Origin of the sequence: Deinococcus sedimenti (assembly GCF_014648135.1) — a bacterium.
In the GTDB taxonomy this organism is placed as follows: Bacteria; Deinococcota; Deinococci; order Deinococcales; family Deinococcaceae; genus Deinococcus; species Deinococcus sedimenti.
The window spans coordinates 665,504-683,836 of the sequence record NZ_BMQN01000001.1 but is presented as its reverse complement, the minus strand read 5'-3'; the positions used below and the strand labels follow the sequence as shown (position 1 = coordinate 683,836).

The 18,333-nt window shown below is 68.5% G+C and carries 17 protein-coding genes; 10 read left to right on the top strand and 7 right to left on the bottom strand.

Annotation, left to right across the window (positions count from 1 at the left end; all coding sequences use genetic code 11):
• Nucleotides 1-71 precede the first annotated feature (71 nt).
• From IEY69_RS03375 to IEY69_RS03360, 4 genes are all read left to right on the top strand, one after another.
• Nucleotides 72-1,202 (top strand): SEL1-like repeat protein, encoded by a 1,131-nt coding sequence (locus tag IEY69_RS03375; protein ID WP_189071709.1) that lies wholly within the window; start codon nt 72-74, stop codon nt 1,200-1,202.
• Nucleotides 1,203-1,620: 418 nt separating this feature from the next.
• On the top strand, nt 1,621-2,307 hold the full coding sequence (locus tag IEY69_RS03370; protein WP_229783594.1) for an N-acetylmannosamine-6-phosphate 2-epimerase: 687 nt from the start codon (nt 1,621-1,623) through the stop codon (nt 2,305-2,307).
• A gap of 138 nt (nt 2,308-2,445) precedes the next feature.
• The gene (locus IEY69_RS03365) at nt 2,446-3,684 is read left to right on the top strand and encodes an ABC transporter substrate-binding protein (RefSeq protein ID WP_189071707.1); all 1,239 of its coding nucleotides are present in this window, start codon (nt 2,446-2,448) and stop codon (nt 3,682-3,684) included.
• A 70-nt stretch (nt 3,685-3,754) separates the two neighbouring features.
• Entirely contained in the window at nt 3,755-5,788 is a 2,034-nt protein-coding gene (locus IEY69_RS03360; protein ID WP_189071706.1) for a beta-N-acetylhexosaminidase, read from the top strand.
• 78 nt (nt 5,789-5,866) lie between these two features.
• Here IEY69_RS03360 and IEY69_RS03355 read toward each other — a convergent pair whose 3' ends face one another.
• The 3 genes from IEY69_RS03355 to IEY69_RS03345 all read right to left on the bottom strand — a co-directional run bounded on the left by IEY69_RS03355 (nt 5,867) and on the right by IEY69_RS03345 (nt 9,730).
• Entirely contained in the window at nt 5,867-6,385 is a 519-nt protein-coding gene (locus tag IEY69_RS03355) for a hypothetical protein (RefSeq protein ID WP_189067410.1), read from the bottom strand.
• Between the two features lie 131 nt (nt 6,386-6,516).
• Complete coding sequence (gene typA, locus IEY69_RS03350) at nt 6,517-8,298, bottom strand: translational GTPase TypA (protein WP_189071705.1); 1,782 nt, start codon at nt 8,296-8,298, stop codon at nt 6,517-6,519.
• Nucleotides 8,299-8,434: 136 nt separating this feature from the next.
• Nucleotides 8,435-9,730: an AI-2E family transporter gene (locus IEY69_RS03345; protein WP_189071704.1), complete on the bottom strand. Its 1,296-nt coding sequence runs from the start codon at nt 9,728-9,730 to the stop codon at nt 8,435-8,437.
• Between the two features lie 143 nt (nt 9,731-9,873).
• Here IEY69_RS03345 and IEY69_RS03340 point away from each other — a divergent pair, with 143 nt between their 5' ends.
• On the top strand, nt 9,874-10,677 hold the full coding sequence (locus IEY69_RS03340; RefSeq protein WP_229783592.1) for a TerC family protein: 804 nt from the start codon (nt 9,874-9,876) through the stop codon (nt 10,675-10,677).
• A gap of 9 nt (nt 10,678-10,686) precedes the next feature.
• Here the strand turns inward: IEY69_RS03340 and IEY69_RS03335 are convergent, their stop codons facing one another.
• The gene (locus IEY69_RS03335; RefSeq protein WP_229783590.1) at nt 10,687-11,640 is read right to left on the bottom strand and encodes a hypothetical protein; all 954 of its coding nucleotides are present in this window, start codon (nt 11,638-11,640) and stop codon (nt 10,687-10,689) included.
• Nucleotides 11,641-11,771: 131 nt separating this feature from the next.
• Here IEY69_RS03335 and IEY69_RS03330 point away from each other — a divergent pair, with 131 nt between their 5' ends.
• From IEY69_RS03330 to IEY69_RS03320, 3 genes are all read left to right on the top strand, one after another.
• Nucleotides 11,772-13,418, top strand: a complete 1,647-nt coding sequence (locus IEY69_RS03330) for a methylmalonyl-CoA mutase family protein (protein ID WP_189071702.1) — start codon at nt 11,772-11,774, stop codon at nt 13,416-13,418.
• A gap of 113 nt (nt 13,419-13,531) precedes the next feature.
• Nucleotides 13,532-13,720, top strand: a complete 189-nt coding sequence (locus IEY69_RS03325; RefSeq protein WP_189071701.1) for a hypothetical protein — start codon at nt 13,532-13,534, stop codon at nt 13,718-13,720.
• Nucleotides 13,721-13,928: 208 nt separating this feature from the next.
• Nucleotides 13,929-14,861, top strand: a complete 933-nt coding sequence (locus IEY69_RS03320) for a diacylglycerol/lipid kinase family protein (protein WP_189071700.1) — start codon at nt 13,929-13,931, stop codon at nt 14,859-14,861.
• Between the two features lie 10 nt (nt 14,862-14,871).
• On the opposite strand, the gene IEY69_RS03315 is transcribed toward IEY69_RS03320, so the two are convergent.
• Nucleotides 14,872-15,441, bottom strand: a complete 570-nt coding sequence (locus IEY69_RS03315) for a RecX family transcriptional regulator (protein ID WP_189071699.1) — start codon at nt 15,439-15,441, stop codon at nt 14,872-14,874.
• Nucleotides 15,442-15,677: 236 nt separating this feature from the next.
• Between IEY69_RS03315 and rpsT the strand changes: the two genes are divergently transcribed.
• Nucleotides 15,678-15,956, top strand: a complete 279-nt coding sequence (gene rpsT, locus IEY69_RS03310; RefSeq protein ID WP_174366410.1) for a 30S ribosomal protein S20 — start codon at nt 15,678-15,680, stop codon at nt 15,954-15,956.
• 101 nt (nt 15,957-16,057) lie between these two features.
• On the opposite strand, the gene IEY69_RS03305 is transcribed toward rpsT, so the two are convergent.
• Both IEY69_RS03305 and glmM read right to left on the bottom strand, forming a co-directional pair.
• Nucleotides 16,058-16,546, bottom strand: a complete 489-nt coding sequence (locus IEY69_RS03305; RefSeq protein ID WP_189071698.1) for a hypothetical protein — start codon at nt 16,544-16,546, stop codon at nt 16,058-16,060.
• Nucleotides 16,547-16,646: 100 nt separating this feature from the next.
• Nucleotides 16,647-17,981: a phosphoglucosamine mutase gene (gene glmM / locus IEY69_RS03300; RefSeq protein WP_189071697.1), complete on the bottom strand. Its 1,335-nt coding sequence runs from the start codon at nt 17,979-17,981 to the stop codon at nt 16,647-16,649.
• 109 nt (nt 17,982-18,090) lie between these two features.
• Here glmM and IEY69_RS03295 point away from each other — a divergent pair, with 109 nt between their 5' ends.
• The gene (locus IEY69_RS03295) at nt 18,091-18,324 is read left to right on the top strand and encodes a hypothetical protein (RefSeq protein WP_058976841.1); all 234 of its coding nucleotides are present in this window, start codon (nt 18,091-18,093) and stop codon (nt 18,322-18,324) included.
• Nucleotides 18,325-18,333: the final 9 nt, after the last annotated feature.

The window sequence follows — 18,333 nt, the reverse complement described above, 5'->3', positions numbered from 1 at the left end:
CGGAACCCGCTTTGCTCCTTCTCGCATTCGCTCGGGTTGAAAGATTTGTAAACCTTTCTATAGTGCAGCCCGTGACCACACGTCATGTGTCCAGTCCACGACATGCATGCCCACCCGACGGGGGACATCATCAGCGAGTTCACGCTGCCGATACTGTCGTTGCAGCATGGAAGAACGCAGCCCTGAACGGAGGACACCTGATGAAGAAGCGATACACATGGATAGTGGCGCTCTGGGCAGTTCTGAGCACCACCGCGGGAGCGTCCGTGGAGGACGGCATCGGCCTGTACCGCACGGGATCATACGCTGAGGCTGTCCGGGAATTCACGGACGCGGCTCAAGCTGGGGACGCGGCTGGCCAATTCTGGCTGGCGACGATGTATATGACAGGCCGTGGGGTGACGCCTGACGCGACATTGGCTGCCGTCTGGTACCGCCGGGCGGCCGAGCAGGGTCACGCCAGCGCGCAGTTCAACCTCGGGGTGTTGTTCCTGACTGCTCAGGGTACTGCGCAGGACGACGCTCAGGCCGCCGTGTGGTTCCGGAAGGCGGCCGAGCAGGGTCACATCCTGGCGCAATTCAACCTGGGTGTTCTGTATCACGATGGTCAGGGCGTTCCCAGAGACGACGCCCTGGCCGCTCGATGGTTCCGGCAGGCCGCCGAGCAGGGCCACCCGGAAGCGCAACTGCAGCTGGGGCAGCTGTACGACAATGCGCAGGGAGTGGATCAGAGTGACGCGCAGGCAGCCGAGTGGTACCGCCGGGCCGCTGAGCAGGGCCTGATCCCCGCTCAGCTGAACATGGCCGTGCTGTACACCAGGGGGGTGGGCGTTCCGCAAGATGACGCGCTGGCCGCCAGCTGGTACCGCCGGGCCGCCGAGCAGGGCGACATGATCGCCCAGAACAACCTGGGCGTGCTGTATGCCAACGGCCGTGGCGTTCCCCGGAACGATGTCCAGGCGTTCTGCTGGTACGCCCGGGCAGCGCAGCAGGGCTTCGCGCAGGCTCAACATAATCTGGCCGCCGCGTATGCCAATGGTCAGGGCGTCTGGCGAGATCTGGGGCAGGCAGCCGTGTGGCTGCGTCTGGCCGCCGCACAGGGATTCACGGCGGCTCAACAGGATCTGACACGCCTGCAGCAGACATATCCATCGCTTCAGAACCCGGTCATGATGATCGTGCCAGCCGAGGGGCCCTGCTGATACCCACCCCGCTGACCTCCCAGCAACTGAGCGTCAGGCAGAACGGAGACTGAAGACGTCACGAGGACCTATCCCCTTCTGCCGACTGCCCCATGCCCGTTCAACCCGAGCAGACTGAAGTCGAGAAAGACGGGTTCTCGACGTGAGTTGAGGTATCGACCGGTGGCTCACGAGACACCAGGAATCACAGCGTTTTCAGATTCCTGGAGGGCTCAACCCCCCGTCCCTTGACTCCCATTCCACCCGCTGTCCTGTTCAGGTCCTGGCCGGGTTCGATTCAGAGGAGTTGAGGGTGACTCTTAACAGCTCTGACTTCTGCTGTCCATGGCGAACGATGGGTGGTGTTGAGGGCCTGCCCGACTCCACTCGGTATGGGTACGGGGTCTCTTCTCCAGCTGATGGCCCTACACTGTCCGGCGTGAGTGACGTGCTACAGCGCCTGCGGGGCGCGTTGATCGTGAGTGTCCAGGCGGACGACGGCAGCCCCCTGCGGGACACGGGTATCATCGCGGCGATGAGCCGCGCGGCGCTGCTGGGCGGCGCGGGGGGCCTGCGGCTGCGCAGCCCGGAGGACATCCGGACAGTGCGGGCGCTGACGGACGTGCCGATCATCGGGTTGACGAAGCAGGCGCAGCCGGGCTCGCCGGTGTACATCACCGCGACGCCGCAGGAGGTGCGCGCGGTGGCCCGGGCCGGAGCGGAGGTCGTGGCCTTCGACGGGACAGACCTGCCGCGCCCCTTCCCGGTGGCGGACCTGATCGCCGAGGCGCATGCCTGCGGGGCGCTGGCGATGGCGGACATCAGCACGCTGGCGGAAGCGCAGGCGGCGTACGCGGCAGGTGCGGACATCGTGGGCACCACCATGAGCGGGTACACGCCGCACAGCCCGCAGCAGGCGGGGCCGGACTTCACGTTGATGCGTGAGCTGGCCGGGGCGGGGCTGCCGTTCATCGCGGAGGGCCGCCTGAACACGCCCGAACTGGCCGCGCATGCCCTGGCGACCGGCGCGCACGCGGTGGTGGTGGGCAGCGCGATCACCCGCCCGGATCACGTGACGCGCTGGTTCGCGCAGGCACTCGGGGTGGCGGGCGACCGGTCAAGCTGACGGCCCGGTGAGAGGGGAACGCTCAGGTTCTCAGACGATGGGTTCTGAAAACCGCTACATTCTCCGCACATCCTTCTCAAGTTCCCCCGCCGGAGTCCACCCAGCGCCGCCCGGCGCGCCGCCCCCAGGAGTTCAAGCATGAAATACCGCGCCCTCACCACCCTGATCACCGCCGCGATGCTCGGCGGGGCCGCCCACGCGCAGAAGACCCAGCTGGAATTCTGGACGATCAGCCTCGCGCCGCTGTTCAACGACGAGATGAACCGCCTCGTCGCGCAGTTCGAGAAGGAAAACCCCACCGTGGAACTCAAGTGGGTGGACGTCCCCGCCACCGCCATGGAACAGAAACTGCTCGCATCCGTCGCCGCCGGTCGCCCGCCGGCCGCCGTGAACCTCAGCAGCGACATGACGGTCAAGCTGGTGCAGCAGGGCGCGCTGGAGGCGCTGGACCTGAGCGCCGCGCAGAAGAAGCTGTACTTCGCCAGCCCGCTGAACACCTTCACGTACGACGGGAAGGTCATGGGGGTGCCGTGGTACTGGGCGCCGAAGGTTGTGGCGTACAACACCGAGATCTTCCGCAAAGCGGGTCTGGACCCCGCCAACCCGCCGCGCACCATCCAGACGCTGATCGCCGCCGCGAAGCAGATCAAGGACAAGACCGGCATGTACGGCTTCATGCCGAACATCAACGGGATCAGCATGCTGTACGTGTTCCAGGAGGCAGGCCTGCCCATCCTGGACAAGAGCGGCAGCAAAGCCGTGTTCAACAGCCCCGAGCACGTCAAGCTGCTGCAGACGTACGTGGACCTGTACAAGAAGGGCTACATTCCCGAGGACACCATGCGCCGCGGCTTCACGGCCGCCACCGAGCTGTACTCGGCCGGGAAGCTGGGCATGCTGATCACGGGTCCTCAGTTCATCCTGCGCGTGCAGAACGACAACAAGGCGATCTTCGATCAGACGCGCGTGGCGCCGTACCCGATCAACATCGCCGGGAACGTCATCCACACCGGCCTGATGGGCTTCATGGTGCCCAAAGGCGTGAAGGACAAGGCGCTGGCGCAGAAGCTCGCGCTGTTCCTGACGAACGACGTGAACCAGCTGCAGTTCAGCAAAGTCACGAAGACGACGTTCCCCAGCACCGTGAAGGCCAGCGGGGACAAGTTCTTCAAGCAAGGCGGCTCGGACGCCGTCAGCCAGGGCCGCCTCGTGGCGTCCACGGAACTGAAGCGCGCCAAGGACCTGACGCTGGTGTACCCAGATGCCAGCAAGCTGAACAAGGTGTTCAAGGACAACGTCGAGGCCGCGATGGCCGGGCAGAAAAGCGCCAAGCAGGCGCTGGACGACATCGTGAAGGCCTGGAACGCCAGCCTGTAATCGAGGTGCAGGGAGCAGGAGGCGGCGCGCGGACTGGTGGCGCCCGCCTCCTTGCCCTTTCGGAGGACACATGAAACAGCGAGTGATGGGCCTGGGGGCCCTGATGATCAGCCTGAGCCTGAGCGCGTTGGCGACGCCCGTGACCCTCACCCCGGCCGCCGAGGCGCGCGTGCAGATGCCCTTCGCGGCGCTCGTACCGCAGCCGAAGGCGGCAACGTTCCCGAACGGCACGCTGCCCCTGGGCGGGCTGGGCGTGCGCGTGGTGGGCACCGCGCCGGAGCTGGGCTGGGCTGTGCGGGACCTGCGGGCCGAGTGGAAGGCGCGGCTGGGCCTGACCCTGGCCGACGCCCCGGCGGGTGGGAAGGGCATCGTGATCGGCACGCTGGCCGACGCCGATCTGGCCGCCCGCGCAAAGGCGGCGGGCCTGACGCCGGGCGGCGAGGAAGCCTACGCGCTGTGGGTGGACGACGCCGGCGCCTACGTGGTCGGGGCGGACGCGCGCGGCGCGTACCTGGGCGCGCAGACCCTGCGGCAGCTCCTGACGCCCTCCGGGCTTCGCTACGCCCGCATCACGGACGCGCCTGCCCTGCGCCAGCGCGTGGCGATGATCTACCTCGACCAGTACAGCAAGGGCGTGAACGACGCCCTGATTCCCATGCTGGCCGCCCTGAAGTTCAACGCGGTGCTCGTCATGAGCAACTACGTGCAGTGGGACACGGCCAAGGCGGGGGGCTTCGCGCACCCCGGCGGGGCCAGCAAGGCCGAGGCGCGGCGCGTGGCGGACCTGGCCCGCAGTTACGGCCTGGAGGTCATCCCGCTGATCGAGACGCTGTCGCACGCCGGCTGGATGTTCTACGGCGGGAAGAACGCGGACCTGAAACAGGACCCGGACAGTCAGAGTCCCTGGGCGTACGACACGCTGAACCCCGCCACGTACGACCGCGTGATCCTGCCCGTCCTGAAGGAGGCGGTCGAGGTCTTTGGGCCGAAGGTCATTCACCTGGGGCACGACGAGGTGCGTGACCGCGACCGCTTCCCCGCCCGCGAGAACGGCAGGGCGCTGGGGTTCGAGACGCTGTTCGTGAACGACGTCGTGAAGCTGCACGGGTACCTGAAGGGGCTGGGCGTGGGCAGCATGATCTGGCACGACACCGCCTTCGCGGACGCGGTGATCGGCACGCTGCCCGCCCGATTACCCAAGGACCTGCAGGTGGCGTACTGGAACTACGCGCCGGGGAACAGTTTCGGCATGCTGGGCACCATCAAGAAGCTGGGCTTCCCGACCTTCGGGGCCAGCTGGTCCGACCCGGGCAACGCCGAAGGGCACGCGCAGGCCGCCGCGACCGCGGGCGCGCTGGGCATGATCCAGACCCGCTGGACCGGGTACTTCGGCAACCCCAGCATCTGGGACGGGAACGCCGATCAGGGCACGCCGTTCATCCGGGCGGCCAACGCGTTCTGGAATCCGGCCGCGCCCGCCGTGAAGGACGCCGAACTCCGCTACCGCGACCTGTACCAGCCCACCCCATACCGCGCCGAGGCGGGCGCGACGGTGGACCTCTCCCCCGTCGTGACGCGCGCCCTGGCGGACGACGACGGCAGCGGCTGGATCGGCAAGGGCAAGGACATCGACCTGCGCAACCTGCGGCCCGGTGTGCAGCGGCTGGGCGCGTACCTGTTCGACATCAGGGGCGCGGTGATGCTGCGCGGCAGCCGCGCCAGCGTCAAATCCCTCCCTGACCGCGCCACGGTGGACCTGAACCGCAAGGCCCGCGCCATCGCGTTCCTGCACGCCACCGGCTGGCCCGCCGCCACCAACCGCGAGAAGGTCGGCCAGTACGAGATCGAATACGCCGACGGGTCAAAGGTCACGCAGCCGCTGGAGTACGGGCGGCACATCCGCGCCTGGACGGACACCGCGCCCACCAGCATGATCCCCGCCCCCGGCTGGAACGGCGTGACCGGCGAGGGCCTGAGCGTCGCCGTGCCTGTCCTCGAATGGGTGAATCCCAAGCCTGATCAGGTCATCCGCTCGGTGACCCTGGTCAGCGCGGGCGGCAATGCCAACCCTGCCCTGCTAGGCCTGACGGTGCTGGGCGACTGACACTCACCCGTGACGCCCGCGACCACCGGCCTCACGGGCCGTGATCGCGGGCGCCGCACTCGGTCAGGGCGGGCGGCGTCAGGGCAGGATGATGTGGCGGTCACCGGACTGCACGCGCGCCCGGTCCTTCCCGCCGTAGGTGTGGCAGCGGGTCAGAACACTGAACGTCCAGGACTGGTCTGGCAGACGGAATCGGACATCCACGCTCACGTCGTCCCGCTGGGCAGTGACGTGACCATCAACCTGCGTGGCGTCCTGGAATCCGGCGGCCAGGACGGCGCTGCGGATGGCGGCCAGCTGGTCCGCCCGGTCACCTTGTGGGGTTTTCATGATGCCGCCGCCGCTGTAGCGCGACCCGATCCCGCCCGGGCAGGTGAACCAGCGGGCGTCGGCTTTTAGTTCAGTGCCCTGAACGGCGCGGGCGCTGGCGGTCATGGCGTCGCGGAGCGTCGCGTCGGCCGCCGCCTGGGTGGCCTCGGCCGAGCGGTCGTCGCGGCCCAGCGAGCAGGCGCTCAGCAGCGTGGCGAGGGTCAGGGCGGCGAGCGTCAGGGCAGCCAGGGGGAACGGGCGGAATCGGGGGACGGTGGTGAAGTTCACGGGGAGCACCTCCTGGGCACACGGGATGAGTCGAGTGTATGGCGTGCAGGTCGTGAGGGCGGTGAGCGCCGGGACAAGGCCAAAGGCAACACCCCCTCCGGGAAGGGAGGGGGCGCGGTGCGTTCCGGACTTTACTTGCGGAAGCTGGGGTTGAGGATCTTCTTGCGCAGGCGGATGCTCTGGGGGGTCAGTTCGACGAGTTCGTCCTCGCTGATGTACTCCAGGGCGTCTTCCAGGCTCATGCGCTTGGGGGGGATCAGGGTCAGGGCCTCGTCGGCGCCGCTGGAGCGGACGTTCGTGAGCTTCTTGTTCTTGCAGACGTTCACGTTCATGTCCTGCTCGCGGGCGTTCTCGCCGACGATCATGCCGACGTAGACGTCCTGACCGGCGTCGATGAAGAAGCTGCCGCGGTCCTGGAGTTTCCAGATGGAGTACGCGAACGCGACGCCGTCTTCCATGCTGACCAGGGAGCCGTTCTGGCGGGTCTTGAGTTCACCGGCCCACGGGGCGTACCCGTCGAAGATGTGGCTCATGATGCCTTCGCCCTGCGTCATGCTCAGGAACTGGGTGCGGAAGCCGAACAGGGCGCGGCTGGGGATCTTGAATTCCACGCGGGTGCGGGTGCCCTGGGGTTCCATGTTGACCATCTGGCCCTTGCGGGCACCGAGGACGCCGATGACGGTGCTGGAGTGGTTCTCGGGCACGTCGATCACGAGGTGCTCGATGGGTTCGTGCTTCTCGCCGTCGATCTCGCGGATGATGACCTGGGGCGCGCCGACCTGCACTTCGTAGCCTTCGCGGCGCATGGTTTCCAGGAGGATCGAGAGGTGCAGTTCGCCGCGGCCGCTGACCTTGAACTCGTCGGGGCGGATTTCCTCGACCTTCAGGGACACGTTGGTCATCACTTCGCGCTTGAGGCGGTCGTTGATGTGGCGGCTGGTGACGTACTTGCCTTCCTTGCCGGCAAACGGGCTGGTGTTCGGCTGGAAGATCATGCTCACGGTGGGTTCGTCCACGGTGATGATGGGCAGCGCCTCGGGGTCGGCGAGGTCGGCGACGGTCTCGCCGATCTGCGCGTCCTCGATGCCTGCCAGGGCGACGATGTCACCGGCGCCGACCTGGTCGATCTCGATGCGGCGCAGGCCCATGTGCGTGAAGGGCTGCACGACCCTCGTCTTGGTCATGGTGCCGTCTTTGTGCATCAGCTGGACGAATTCGCCCTTCTTGACGACGCCGCGGTTGACGCGGCCCAGCACGATGCGGCCCAGGTACTCGTTGTAGTCGAGGTTCGTGACGAGCATCTGGAAGGGGGCTTCCAGGTCGACCTTGGGCGCGGGGATGTGCTCGAGGACCATGTCGAACAGTTCGTGCATGTCCTCTTTGGGGTCGTTCAGGTCCTTGTAGGCCTTGCCTTCGCGGGCGATGGCGTACAGGATCGGGAAGTCCAGCTGGTCGTCGTTCGCGCCGAGTTCGGCCATCAGGTCGAAGGTGAGGTTCACGACCTCTTCGGGGCGGGCGTCGTTGCGGTCGATCTTGTTGATGACCACGATGGGCTTGAGGCCCAGTTCGATGGCCTTGCGCAGCACGAAGCGGGTCTGGGGCATGGGGCCTTCGGCGGCGTCCACGAGCACGAGGGCGCCGTCGACCATGCCGAGGACGCGTTCGACTTCCCCGCCGAAGTCGGCGTGGCCGGGGGTGTCGACGATGTTGATCTTCACGCCGTTGTACTCGACGGCGGTGTTCTTCGCGAGGATGGTGATGCCACGTTCGCGTTCGAGGTCGTTGCTGTCCATGGCGCGTTCGGCGATTTCCTCACCGTGGCCGAGTTTCAGGGTCTGCTTGAGCAGTCCGTCGACGAGCGTGGTCTTGCCGTGGTCGACGTGGGCGATGATGGCGATGTTGCGGTATTCCATGTAGTTCAGCTCCCTTGTTGTCGGAGCGGTTGGCCCTCTGCGCTGAGCGCGCGCCGGCGGCCTTCTGCTCTCGTAGGCATGAAAAAGCCCGCCGCACGTCGCGTGGGCGGGACACCCAAACGCAGATTCTAGCAGATCAGGGGGCGCGCCGGGTGGTGGGCGTGTCAGGTGACTCGCCGGGGCCGGTGTCCTCGGGGGTGACCTCGGTGGCCAGCGCGGCCTCCAGGTCCAGTTCGCCGTCTTCCAGCTGGCGTTCCAGTTCGGCTTCCTGCACCTCGGCGCGGGCCTTGCGCACGGCCTCGCGGGCCTCCTCTTCCCGGTCGAGCTGGTCCTCGACGACGCCGCTGATCAGGGCCATGGCGACCGCGTCGGGGATGTCCGGGGCTTCGCGCAGGTAGAAGTGCTGGTAGATGGCCTTGATGACGATCAGGAACGGGACGGTCAGGAACGCGCCGACCAGGCCGAACACCCCGCCGAACAGGATGACGCCCACGATGACGCTCAGGGGGTGCAGGTTCCCGGCGCCGCCGACGAGCAGGGGGCTGAGGGCGAAGCCGCTGACCTGCTGGAACACCAGCACGAACACGGCGACCCACACAGCCTTCTGCGGGTCGTCCGCGAGGGTGAACAGGATGGGTGGGATGGTCGCGACGATGGGGCCGATGGTGGGGACCAGTTCGCCCAGCGCGGCCAGCAGGCCGAACACCAGCCAGTTCTGCACGCCCAGCAGGTAGAAGCCCAGCGCGGTGCAGCTGCCGGTGACGAGCATGACGAGCAGCGTGGCGCGGCCCCACGCGCCGGTCTGCTTGAGGATCTGCGCCAGCGCGTAGGTGGCTGCGAGACGGTGTTTGGGTGGCACGGCGCCCAGCACGCCGTTCACGAGTGGCACCGGATTGCCGAGGACGTACACGACCATGACCAGCGTCACCAGTCCGGTAAACACGCCGCCCAGAATCAGGCTCAGGAGGCTGGGGAGCTGTTCGGCGGCGCGGCTGCCCAGTTTGCTCAGCTGGGTCTGGGCCCTGTCGAAGATGTCGTCGGGCAGCATGGCGTCCATCTGCGGGTGGGCGCGCAGCCAGGCGTTCAGCTGTGGCTCGATGCGGCTGAGGTTGAAGCTGCTGCCACCGATGCTGCCCAGCTGCGCGGCGATGGGGGGCACGGCCAGGAACAGCGCCGCGGCGATCACGGCGACGACCAGCAGGACCGTCAGGGCGCCGGCGGCGGCTCGGGGCATGTGGCGTTCCAGCCGCCGGGCAACGGGGTTCAGGGCGGTGGCAACGATGATCGCCAGGGTGATGGCGAGCAGGCTGGGAGCGACCTTGCTGAAGAACGACAGGCCCAGCAGGATCAGGATGACGGCGAACGCGACGGGCAGGAGGTTCAGGACGAAGATGCTGGTGGGTGGTCGGGGATCCGGGGTGGTCACGGGCATCCCCGGCGGTCGGCTGAGCGTGGCATGAGAAGTGCAGTGTAGGAGGCCGTTCCGTGCCTCTGTAAGCCGCTGCTGACGCGGTCGCTTGAGCGTCCCTTTATTGTCACCGGCGGAAGCGGCGCCGGATGCGTAGGGTGGCGGGTGTGAACGAGTTCCTGCACGTCCTGAGCACCCCACAGGGCTGGGTCGGCATCCTGAGTCTCACGCTGCTGGAACTGGTGCTGGGGATCGACAACATCGTGTTCATCACGCTGCTGGCCTCGCGCCTTCCACAGGCGCAGCAGGCGCTGGCCCGCACCGTCGGCCTGGGTCTGGCAGTCGTGACGCGCGTGGCGCTCCTGTCGGGCATCGCGTGGCTGACGCGACTGGAAGCACCGCTGTTCAGCGTCCTGGACAGGAACTTCAGCGTCCGCGACCTGATCCTGATCGGCGGCGGGCTGTTCCTGATGGTCAAGAGCGTGCGGGAACTCTCGCGCATGGCGGCCGACCCGCTCGGCACGGACGGGGCCAGCGTGGGTCAGGTGTCGCTGCTGGGCGTGATCCTCCAGATTCCGCTGATCGACCTCGTGTTCAGCCTGGACAGCGTGATCACCGCCATCGGTGTCAGCGGCGACGTGCCGGTCATGATCACGGCCGTCGTGATCGCCATGGTCATCATGGTGGCCGCCAGCGGCCCGATCAGCCGCTACCTGGACACCCACCCGCCCCTGAAACTCCTCGCGGCGGCGTTCCTGCTGCTCGTCGGCACGAATCTGGTCGCGGAGGCCTTCGGGGTGGGTGTGCCCAGCGCGTACCTGTACTTCACGATGCTGTTTGCCGGGGTGGTCATGCTGTTCACGGTCCGCGCCGCCCGCACGGTGCGCACCCAGGCCGTGGACCGCGCCGTGCAGGAGGCGCTGCTGTCCCGCAAGGACGAGGCCGCCACGGACGACCCGCAGCGGCTCTAGGTCAGGGGGTCAGCGCAGCGGCGCCCACCACCAGCCGCCAACGTCCTGCCGTCCGGCGCGCGTGGCGGCGTGCAGCGCGCCCCGGTTGCGCCCGTGGATGGTGCCGCTGAGGAGCTGCTCAGCGTCCGGGAGGTGCCGGGCGAGCAGGGTGCTCAGCGCCGCGCCCAGCCCGCGCCCCCGGGCGTGTGGGGCGAGCAGGAGTTCCTGGACGACCTGCGCGTCCAGGCCCAGCTGCGGGTACGCGAGGGTTCCGGCGTATCCGGCCCACTCGCCGCGCCAGTGGACGTCGAACATGGTCCCGGCATCGATGCACTCCTGAAGGTCCTCGGCGCTCAGCAGGCGGGCCTCCTGGGGGTGGTGGGGGTGGGCGGCGTCCACGGCGTCGTACGCGGCCTGCGCGTCGGCGTACCGGCCGGTGTCGCGGGTGGGGATCAGGGTCAGGTGGTCCGGGACAGGGTGCCCGCGCAAGTCCCCTACGGGCGCGGCCAGCACGCGCCGGTCCGGGTCGAGGTCCGCCCAGTCGACCTGGGGCGCGGCACTCCAGAAGCGCAGGCGCGGCGGGTGGAACGCGGCGTACACGCGGGCCGCGTCCGCCAGCGCCGGGAGGTCGGTGCGCGTGACGGGGCGGCTGGTGACGCTGACGTCCACGAAGGGTTTCGTGACGTCCAGCCCCTCGAAGCGGATGCTGAGCATGGCGTGCAAGTCGGAGCGGACGGGCGTCCAGACGTTCAGGTAGGCGGGCGCGGCGGGTCCGGCATTCAGGAACTCGGCCCGCTGCGCGGCGAGGTCGAGATCGGTGGCGAGCTGCACGTCGAACTCGTGTTCCTCGGTCAGGTTCCCGAGGCGCTCAGCGCGGTCCATCCACCCGTGCGTGGCGGGGTGCTGCGCCTCGAGGGTGAAGGCGGCCAGTTCGGCGGCCGTGGGCAGGTCGGTGGTGCTGGGCAGTTGGTCGGTGGTCGTCACTGCCGGACACGCTAGCGCCCTCCAGTTCGGTGGGGTGCCGCAGGTGAGGTCCGGGGGCGGGCGTCCTGCTATCCTGGCAGGAACCTAACGAGCGTTTGTTCCAACCTCTCCCCCGCCCCGGAGGTCCCCCGATGAAAAGCAAGAACGAGTGGATGCAGAGTGTCTACAGCCCCGCCGCGCAGAAGTTCCCCGAACGCAAGTACAACTTCAAGAACCTCTCCGACATGGAGCCTGAACCCATCTACACCGCAGACGACCTGAAAGACTGGGACGCCGAGCGAGATCTGGGCTACCCCGGCGAGTTCCCGTACACGCGCGGCGTGCAGCCTAGCGTGTACCGCGGCAAACTGTGGACCATGCGGATGTTCGCGGGCTTCGGCAGCGCCGAGCAGACCAACGAACGCTTCCACGCGCTGCTGAAGGCCGGTCAGACGGGCCTCTCGACCGCGTTCGACCTGCCCACCCTGATGGGCTACGACAGCGACCACCCCTTCAGCAAGGGTGAGGTCGGGAAGTGCGGCGTGGCCGTCAGCAGCCTCGCGGACATGGAGATCCTGTTCCGGGGCATCGACCCCACGCAGGTCACGACGTCCATGACCATCAACAGCCCTGCGAACGCCATCTGGGCGATGTACATCGCCAACGCGCAGAAGCAGGGCAAGGACCTGGGGCAGGTGGGCGGCACCATCCAGAACGACATCCTGAAGGAATTCATCGCGCAGAAGGAATTCATCTACCCGCCCGCGCCCAGCGTGAAACTGGTCATCGACACCTTCGAGTGGGGCCCGAAGGTCCTGCCCAAGTGGAACTTCATCAGCGTGTCCGGCTACCACATCCGCGAGGCCGGGGCGACCGGCGTGCAGGAACTCGCGTTCACTCTCGCGGACGGCTTCCACTACGTGGAGAAGGCGCTGGAACGCGGGCTGAACATCGACGAGTTCGCGCCGCGCATCAGCTTCTTCTGGGACATCCACAACGACTTCTTCGAAGAGATCGCCAAGCTCCGCGCCGCGCGGCGCATCTGGGCGCGGCAGATGCGCGACCACTACGGCGCGAAGAACCCCCGCTCCTGGATGCTCCGCACGCACTCCCAGACCGCCGGGGTGTCCCTGCCCGCGCAGCAGCCACTGAACAACATCGCCCGCGTCGCCATCCAGGCACTGGCGGCCGTGCTGGGCGGCACGCAGAGCCTCCACACCGACTCCTTCGACGAGGCGCTGGCGCTGCCCACCGAGGAAGCCGCGACCATCGCGCTGCGCACTCAGCAGATCATCGCGTACGAGACCGGCGTGGCGGGCGTCGTGGACCCCCTGGCGGGCAGCTACTACGTCGAGAAGCTCACGAACGACATCGAGGCCGCCGCGATGGGCTACATCGAGCAGATCCGCCTGATGGGCGGCGTGGAGGCCGGGATCGACAGCGGCTTCTTCCAGCTGGAGATGGCCGAGGCCGCGTACCGCTACCAGCGCGAGGTCGAGACCAAGGACCGCATCGTGGTCGGCGTGAACGACTTCGTGCAGGACGCCGTCGAGGTGCCCATCCAGCTGATCGACCCGCAGGTCGAGGTGCTGCAGGCCGAACGGCTCGCGCAGGTGCGCCGCGAACGCGACCCCAACCGCGCCCAGGCGGCGCTGGACGCCCTGCGCGACACCGCCGTGACCGGCGCGAACTCCATGCCCGCCTTCCTGGAATGCGCGCACGCGTACTGCACGCTGGGCGAGCAGATGGACATCCTGAAGACCGTGTACGGCGAGTACGTGGAACCCGCTATCGTCTGAGCTGAACACAATGCCGGAGAGGGAGCGCCGTCCGGGCCTCCCTCTTCTTTTTGGTGAATGGACGCTGGTGGGCGCGTGAAGGCGTATTGGTCCTTCCTGGCATAGGGTGTGGCATGATCTCCGATACCGCGATCCGTGGCCGACTGGGCGAGCAGGCCAGCACCGACCGCGAGGTGGCCCTGATGCGCGATCTGCTGCAGGCCAGTGGCCGCACCCCGGACGACCTGAACGACGAGGAGTGGATGCAGATGGTCGGGCAGATGGAGGCCCGCAAACTGCAGGACGACCCGAACATGAAGTGAACCCCGCTGCGCGCTGAACCGGGTCAAGGCGGGACAGTGGGGCGCGGCGCAGGGCTTGAATGGGTTCCGTCTGCTCCGTTCACCACCCGGAACAGCCCCGGGTTGCTCACTCCACGCCCGGAACCCACGCCGCTCATTCTCGCGTCCGCTCGGATTGAACGGTGTGCACAAACCGTTCAACCGGAGTCCGTACTATCCTGCTGGGATCGTGAGTGACGTCTCTTCCCGCGCGGCGGGCCTTCCGGAACTGGCTGTCGTCCTGAACCCGAACGCGGGGGGTGGACTGGCGGCGCGGGAATGGCCGCGCCTGCGTGCAGAACTGGAGCGGCGCGGACTGACGCACACCCTGATTCAGGAGGAGAACGCCGCGCTGGCCCTGGCGCGCGTGCAGGCCCTGCCGCCCGGCACGGCGCTGATGGCGGTCGGTGGGGACGGCACGGTGGGCGCGCTCCTTCCGGCCGTGGTGGGGACCGGGCGGCCCCTGGCAATCCTGCCGCTGGGCACCGGGAACGACTTCGCGGGCCTGCTGGGCCTGAAGCCCGGCGCGTTCGGCGAGGCGCTGGACCGGCTGGCATTCACGCCGCGCGCCGTGGACGCCCTGTGGGTCCGGGCGCACCACGCGGACGGGACGGTGACCGAGCGGACGCTGCTGAACGGCCTGGGCATGGGTTTCGACGCAGACGTCACGACGAACATGGACCGCGTGCCGGCGCGGGTGCAGGGCTTCGCGCGGTACGCGTGGTCCGCCGTGGCGACCCTGAAGGACCTGTCCCTGGCCGACGTGACGGTGGACGCGGACGGCGTGACGCTGTACGCCGGACCCAGCGCGATCGTGGCGGTCATGAACGGCACCCGCTACGGCGGCGGGTTCCTGATCAGCCCGGAGTCGGACGTGCGCGACGGCCTGCTGAACGTCGTCGTGGGTGGCCCGATGTCTCGCCTGCAGTTGACGGGCCTGCTGGCGCGGGTGCTGCGCGGCACGCACCTGGGTCACCCGCTGGCGCATCACGCGGCGGCGCGTCAGGTCACGGTCCGCTGGAACCGGCCCATGCGGGTGCATCTGGACGGCGACCTGGGCACGCCCGTCACACGGCTGGACGTGGAGGTCCGGCCCGGCGCGGTCCGCCTCCTGAACGCCTGACCGTCAGCCCCTACTCCTCGCCTTCCCAGTCCGGTTCGTCGTCGGGTTCCTCGACCGGGCGATCCGCCATGAATTCCCGAAGGGCGGGCCAGATGACGTTCCCGGTGTACCCGCGCCGCGCGAGGAACGCGAACGCACTGGCCTGCGGGTCGCGCTTGCGGGCGAGCGACGACCAGCGGCGCTCCAGCAGGGTCAGGACCTCGGCGTGCTCGCGGTCCGGATCGCGGGCCAGCACGACCTCCTGGATCAGGTCGTCCTGCACGCCGCGCCGCTTGAGGGTCTGCCGGACGCGCATAGTGCCCACACCCCGGCGGTTGCCTTCACTGCGGGCGACCTGTTCATCGTTCTGGTACCCGAGTTCCTGCACGCGCTTCAGGACCTCCTCAATCAGGTCCGGGTTCTCGCTGCGGCGTTCCAGGCGGGTGCGCAGTTCGGCGGCGCTCAGGGCCCGCTGCCCCAGCGCGCGGAACGCGTACGCGAGCAGCGCGTCGCGTTCCTCCTGCGGGTCGCGGGGTTTCGCGGGGCGGGCGCGGTCCTCCCCGGCGTCCGGGAGGTCGGGTCGGGGTCGGCGGGCTCTCACGGGGGAAGTATGACGCGGGGCGGAGGGCGTGAAGGTGCGCGGCGCCGCGCGGGCCCTTGCCGGGTGGGGCGGCGGGCCGCTATAGTGCACAGGTTGCCCACCGCGCGCGGTGAGTGACCCGGAGCACGGCGACGTGCCCGGCGCGCCGGACGCCGCGAGGCCCGGACGCTCGCGTTCCCGCCATGGGAACCGCCCCGATCCGCCGGACAGGCGGCGGGAGAACAAGGAGAACCCACATGGCCCTTCGTCACAAGTCCGCCCAGAAACGTCACCGCCAGAGCCTCAAGCGCCGCATGCTGAACCGCAGCCGCAAGAGCACCATCAAGACCTTCAGCAAGAAGGCCCTGGTGGCCGCCCAGACCGGCGCCGAGGACATGGCCGCCGTGCAGTCCCGCGCCGAGAGCCTGATCGACAAGGCCGCCAAGGGCAGCACCCTGCACAAGAACGCCGCGGCCCGCAAGAAGAGCCGCCTGGCCAAGGCCATCAACAAGGCCAAGGCCGCTCAGCAGGGCTAAACCGCCCGGCTTGCAGGGGGCGCGTCGGCTGCGGCTGACGCGCCCCCTGCCCGTGAACTCCCGCACCGGACTGGCTGCGGGGGTTTTTCAGATTCTGCCTGTCAGCGGACGGTGGCGCGCACGGCGCAGCGGCCGGTCTCACCTGCCTTCAGGGTGGGGATCTGCCAGCGGACGCCGCGGTACTCGCTGGGTTTGGCCTCGACCTGCTTCTGCACCTGCCGGCCGTTCTCGGTGACGGTGACGGTCTTCATCAGGGGCGCTTTCGCGTACGTCTTGCCGTCCAGCGAGTACAGCGTCACGACGCCGCCGAGCGTACAGGTGGCGCTCTGGAAGGTCAGGGCGCGGTCGAGCGGCATGTTCAGGGCCATCTCGCGCAGGTCGCGGGTGCTGGTGTTGCGGATCGTCTGGGCGAGTTCCAGCAGGTTGCCGGGCAGCACGCCCTCGGCAGCGCGGAGGACCTCGGTGGTCTTGCCGTCGCGGGTTTCCCTGACGACGAGGTTGGTGGTGGCGGTGAGCTGGACGGGACTGGGGGGTGTGGTGGCAGCCAGCGCGCCGCCAGACAGCAGGATCAGCAGGGGGAGTCTGTTCATGGGCGTCCTCCGGATGGGGTGTGGGGTGTGGGCCGGGCGCATGAGTGCGGGTCCGGCGCCACCTCAGGTGTACCCCGGACCCGCGTGAGACTGCTGTGCGTTACCCGACCAGGGCGCCCCGGCGTTCCACCACGCCGGCCAGTTCCCGGGCGATCTCGTGGATTTCGGTCTCGTCCTGTCCCTCGACCATCACGCGGATCAGGTTCTCGGTGCCGCTGGGGCGCAGGTTCACGCGGCCCGTGCCGTGCAGGCGGTCCTGTGCGCGGTCCACGGCGGCGCGGACCTCGGGGTCGAGTGCGATGGCCTTCTTGTCGGCCACGCGGACGTTCACGAGGGTCTGAGGGAACATCACGAGGTCGTCGTGCAGGGCGTCCAGGGTGGTGCCGAGCTGCTGCATGCTCTTCAGGGTCAGCAGGGCGGTCAGCACGCCGTCCCCGGTAGGTGACACGTCCAGGAACAGGATGTGGCCGCTCTGCTCGCCGCCCAGGTGCAGGCCGCCCCCGTGCAGGCGCTCGTGCACGTAGCGGTCGCCGACGGCGGTGCGTTCCAGGGGGATGCCGGCCTCGCGCAGTTTCACTTCGAGGGCCATGTTGGCCATGATGGTCGTCACGACGGCCGTCTCGCCGCGCGCGCGGGCGTTCAGCAGCAGCATGTGGTCGCCGTGCACGACGTTCCCGCGGCTGTCCACGAACAGGGCGCGGTCGGCGTCCCCGTCGAAGGCGACGCCCAGGTCGTACTTCCCTTCACGCACAATGCGCTGCAGGTGGTCCATGTGGGTGCTGCCGCAACCGCGGTTGATGTTGCGGCCGTCCGGGGTGGTGTACACGGCGAACACGTCCGCCCCGGCCGCCTGGAAGACCTTGGGGCCCACGCGGTAGGCGGCGCCGTTGGCGCAGTCCAGGGCGATGCGCAGACCGCTGAGGTCTGGGGCGAGCGTGCCGAGGTAGTTCACGTACAGCCGCTCGGCCTCGGTGTAGTTGGTGACGCCGCCCAGGTCCACGCCGGTCACGGGGGGCAGTTCGGGCACGCGGTCGATGGCGGCCTCGATCTCCAGTTCAGTGGTATCGCTGAGTTTCTGGCCGTCCGCCCCGAAGAACTTGATGCCGTTGTCCTCGTAGGGGTTGTGGGAGGCGCTGATGACCACACCCGCGTCCGCTTTCAGGTGGCGGGTCAGGAAACTGACGCCGGGGGTGGGCAGCACGCCCAGGTGGATGACGTTCACGCCGCGGCTGGTCAGTCCGGCGGCCAGCGCCGCTTCGAGCATGTCGCCGCTCTGGCGGGTGTCCCGGCCGATCACGACCGTCGCGCGGGGGTTGCTGCTCTTGAGCACCTCTCCCGCGGCGGCGCCGAGGGTCATGACCCAGGTGGCCGTGAGGGGGTGGGTGCCCGCGACGGCGCGCACGCCGTCCGTTCCGAAGTACTTCCGTTCCGTCATGATCGCGCCCATGATACGCGCCTGAGTACGTGCAGGACATGCCACCTCCTTGAACGCAGTCCAGAGGTCAGCGTGCAACTTCCGGCGGTCGGGGTGCGTACTGTGGGGCATGAGTGGATTCTCGATCGGATCGTTTTCGTTCAGTCGCAGCGGTCATGGGCACCGGGGCGGGTTCCTGGGTCATCACAGTCGCTCGTCGCACAGCCACGGGCGGCACCACTACGGGCACGGCGGGCACTACCGCGCGCGCCGCCGGGGACCGCTGGGCTGCCTGGGCGTGTTCATGGTGGGGGCGGCGCTGGCGGGCGGGTCACTGCTGGGCCTCGTGTCCCTGTTGACCTGATGGAGCTGA

Excerpts from the sequence above, each read along its gene's own strand:
- IEY69_RS03365 (WP_189071707.1), top strand. The coding sequence starts at position 2,446 with ATGAAATACCGCGCCCTCACCACCCTGATCACCGCCGCGATGCTCGGC.
- IEY69_RS03360 (WP_189071706.1), top strand. The coding sequence starts at position 3,755 with ATGAAACAGCGAGTGATGGGCCTGGGGGCCCTGATGATCAGCCTGAGC.
- typA (WP_189071705.1), bottom strand. The coding sequence starts at position 8,298 with ATGGAATACCGCAACATCGCCATCATCGCCCACGTCGACCACGGCAAG.
- IEY69_RS03345 (WP_189071704.1), bottom strand. The coding sequence starts at position 9,730 with ATGCCCGTGACCACCCCGGATCCCCGACCACCCACCAGCATCTTCGTC.
- IEY69_RS03330 (WP_189071702.1), top strand. The coding sequence starts at position 11,772 with ATGAAAAGCAAGAACGAGTGGATGCAGAGTGTCTACAGCCCCGCCGCG.
- IEY69_RS03325 (WP_189071701.1), top strand. The coding sequence starts at position 13,532 with ATGATCTCCGATACCGCGATCCGTGGCCGACTGGGCGAGCAGGCCAGC.
- rpsT (WP_174366410.1), top strand. The coding sequence starts at position 15,678 with ATGGCCCTTCGTCACAAGTCCGCCCAGAAACGTCACCGCCAGAGCCTC.
- IEY69_RS03305 (WP_189071698.1), bottom strand. The coding sequence starts at position 16,546 with ATGAACAGACTCCCCCTGCTGATCCTGCTGTCTGGCGGCGCGCTGGCT.
- glmM (WP_189071697.1), bottom strand. The coding sequence starts at position 17,981 with ATGACGGAACGGAAGTACTTCGGAACGGACGGCGTGCGCGCCGTCGCG.
- IEY69_RS03295 (WP_058976841.1), top strand. The coding sequence starts at position 18,091 with ATGAGTGGATTCTCGATCGGATCGTTTTCGTTCAGTCGCAGCGGTCAT.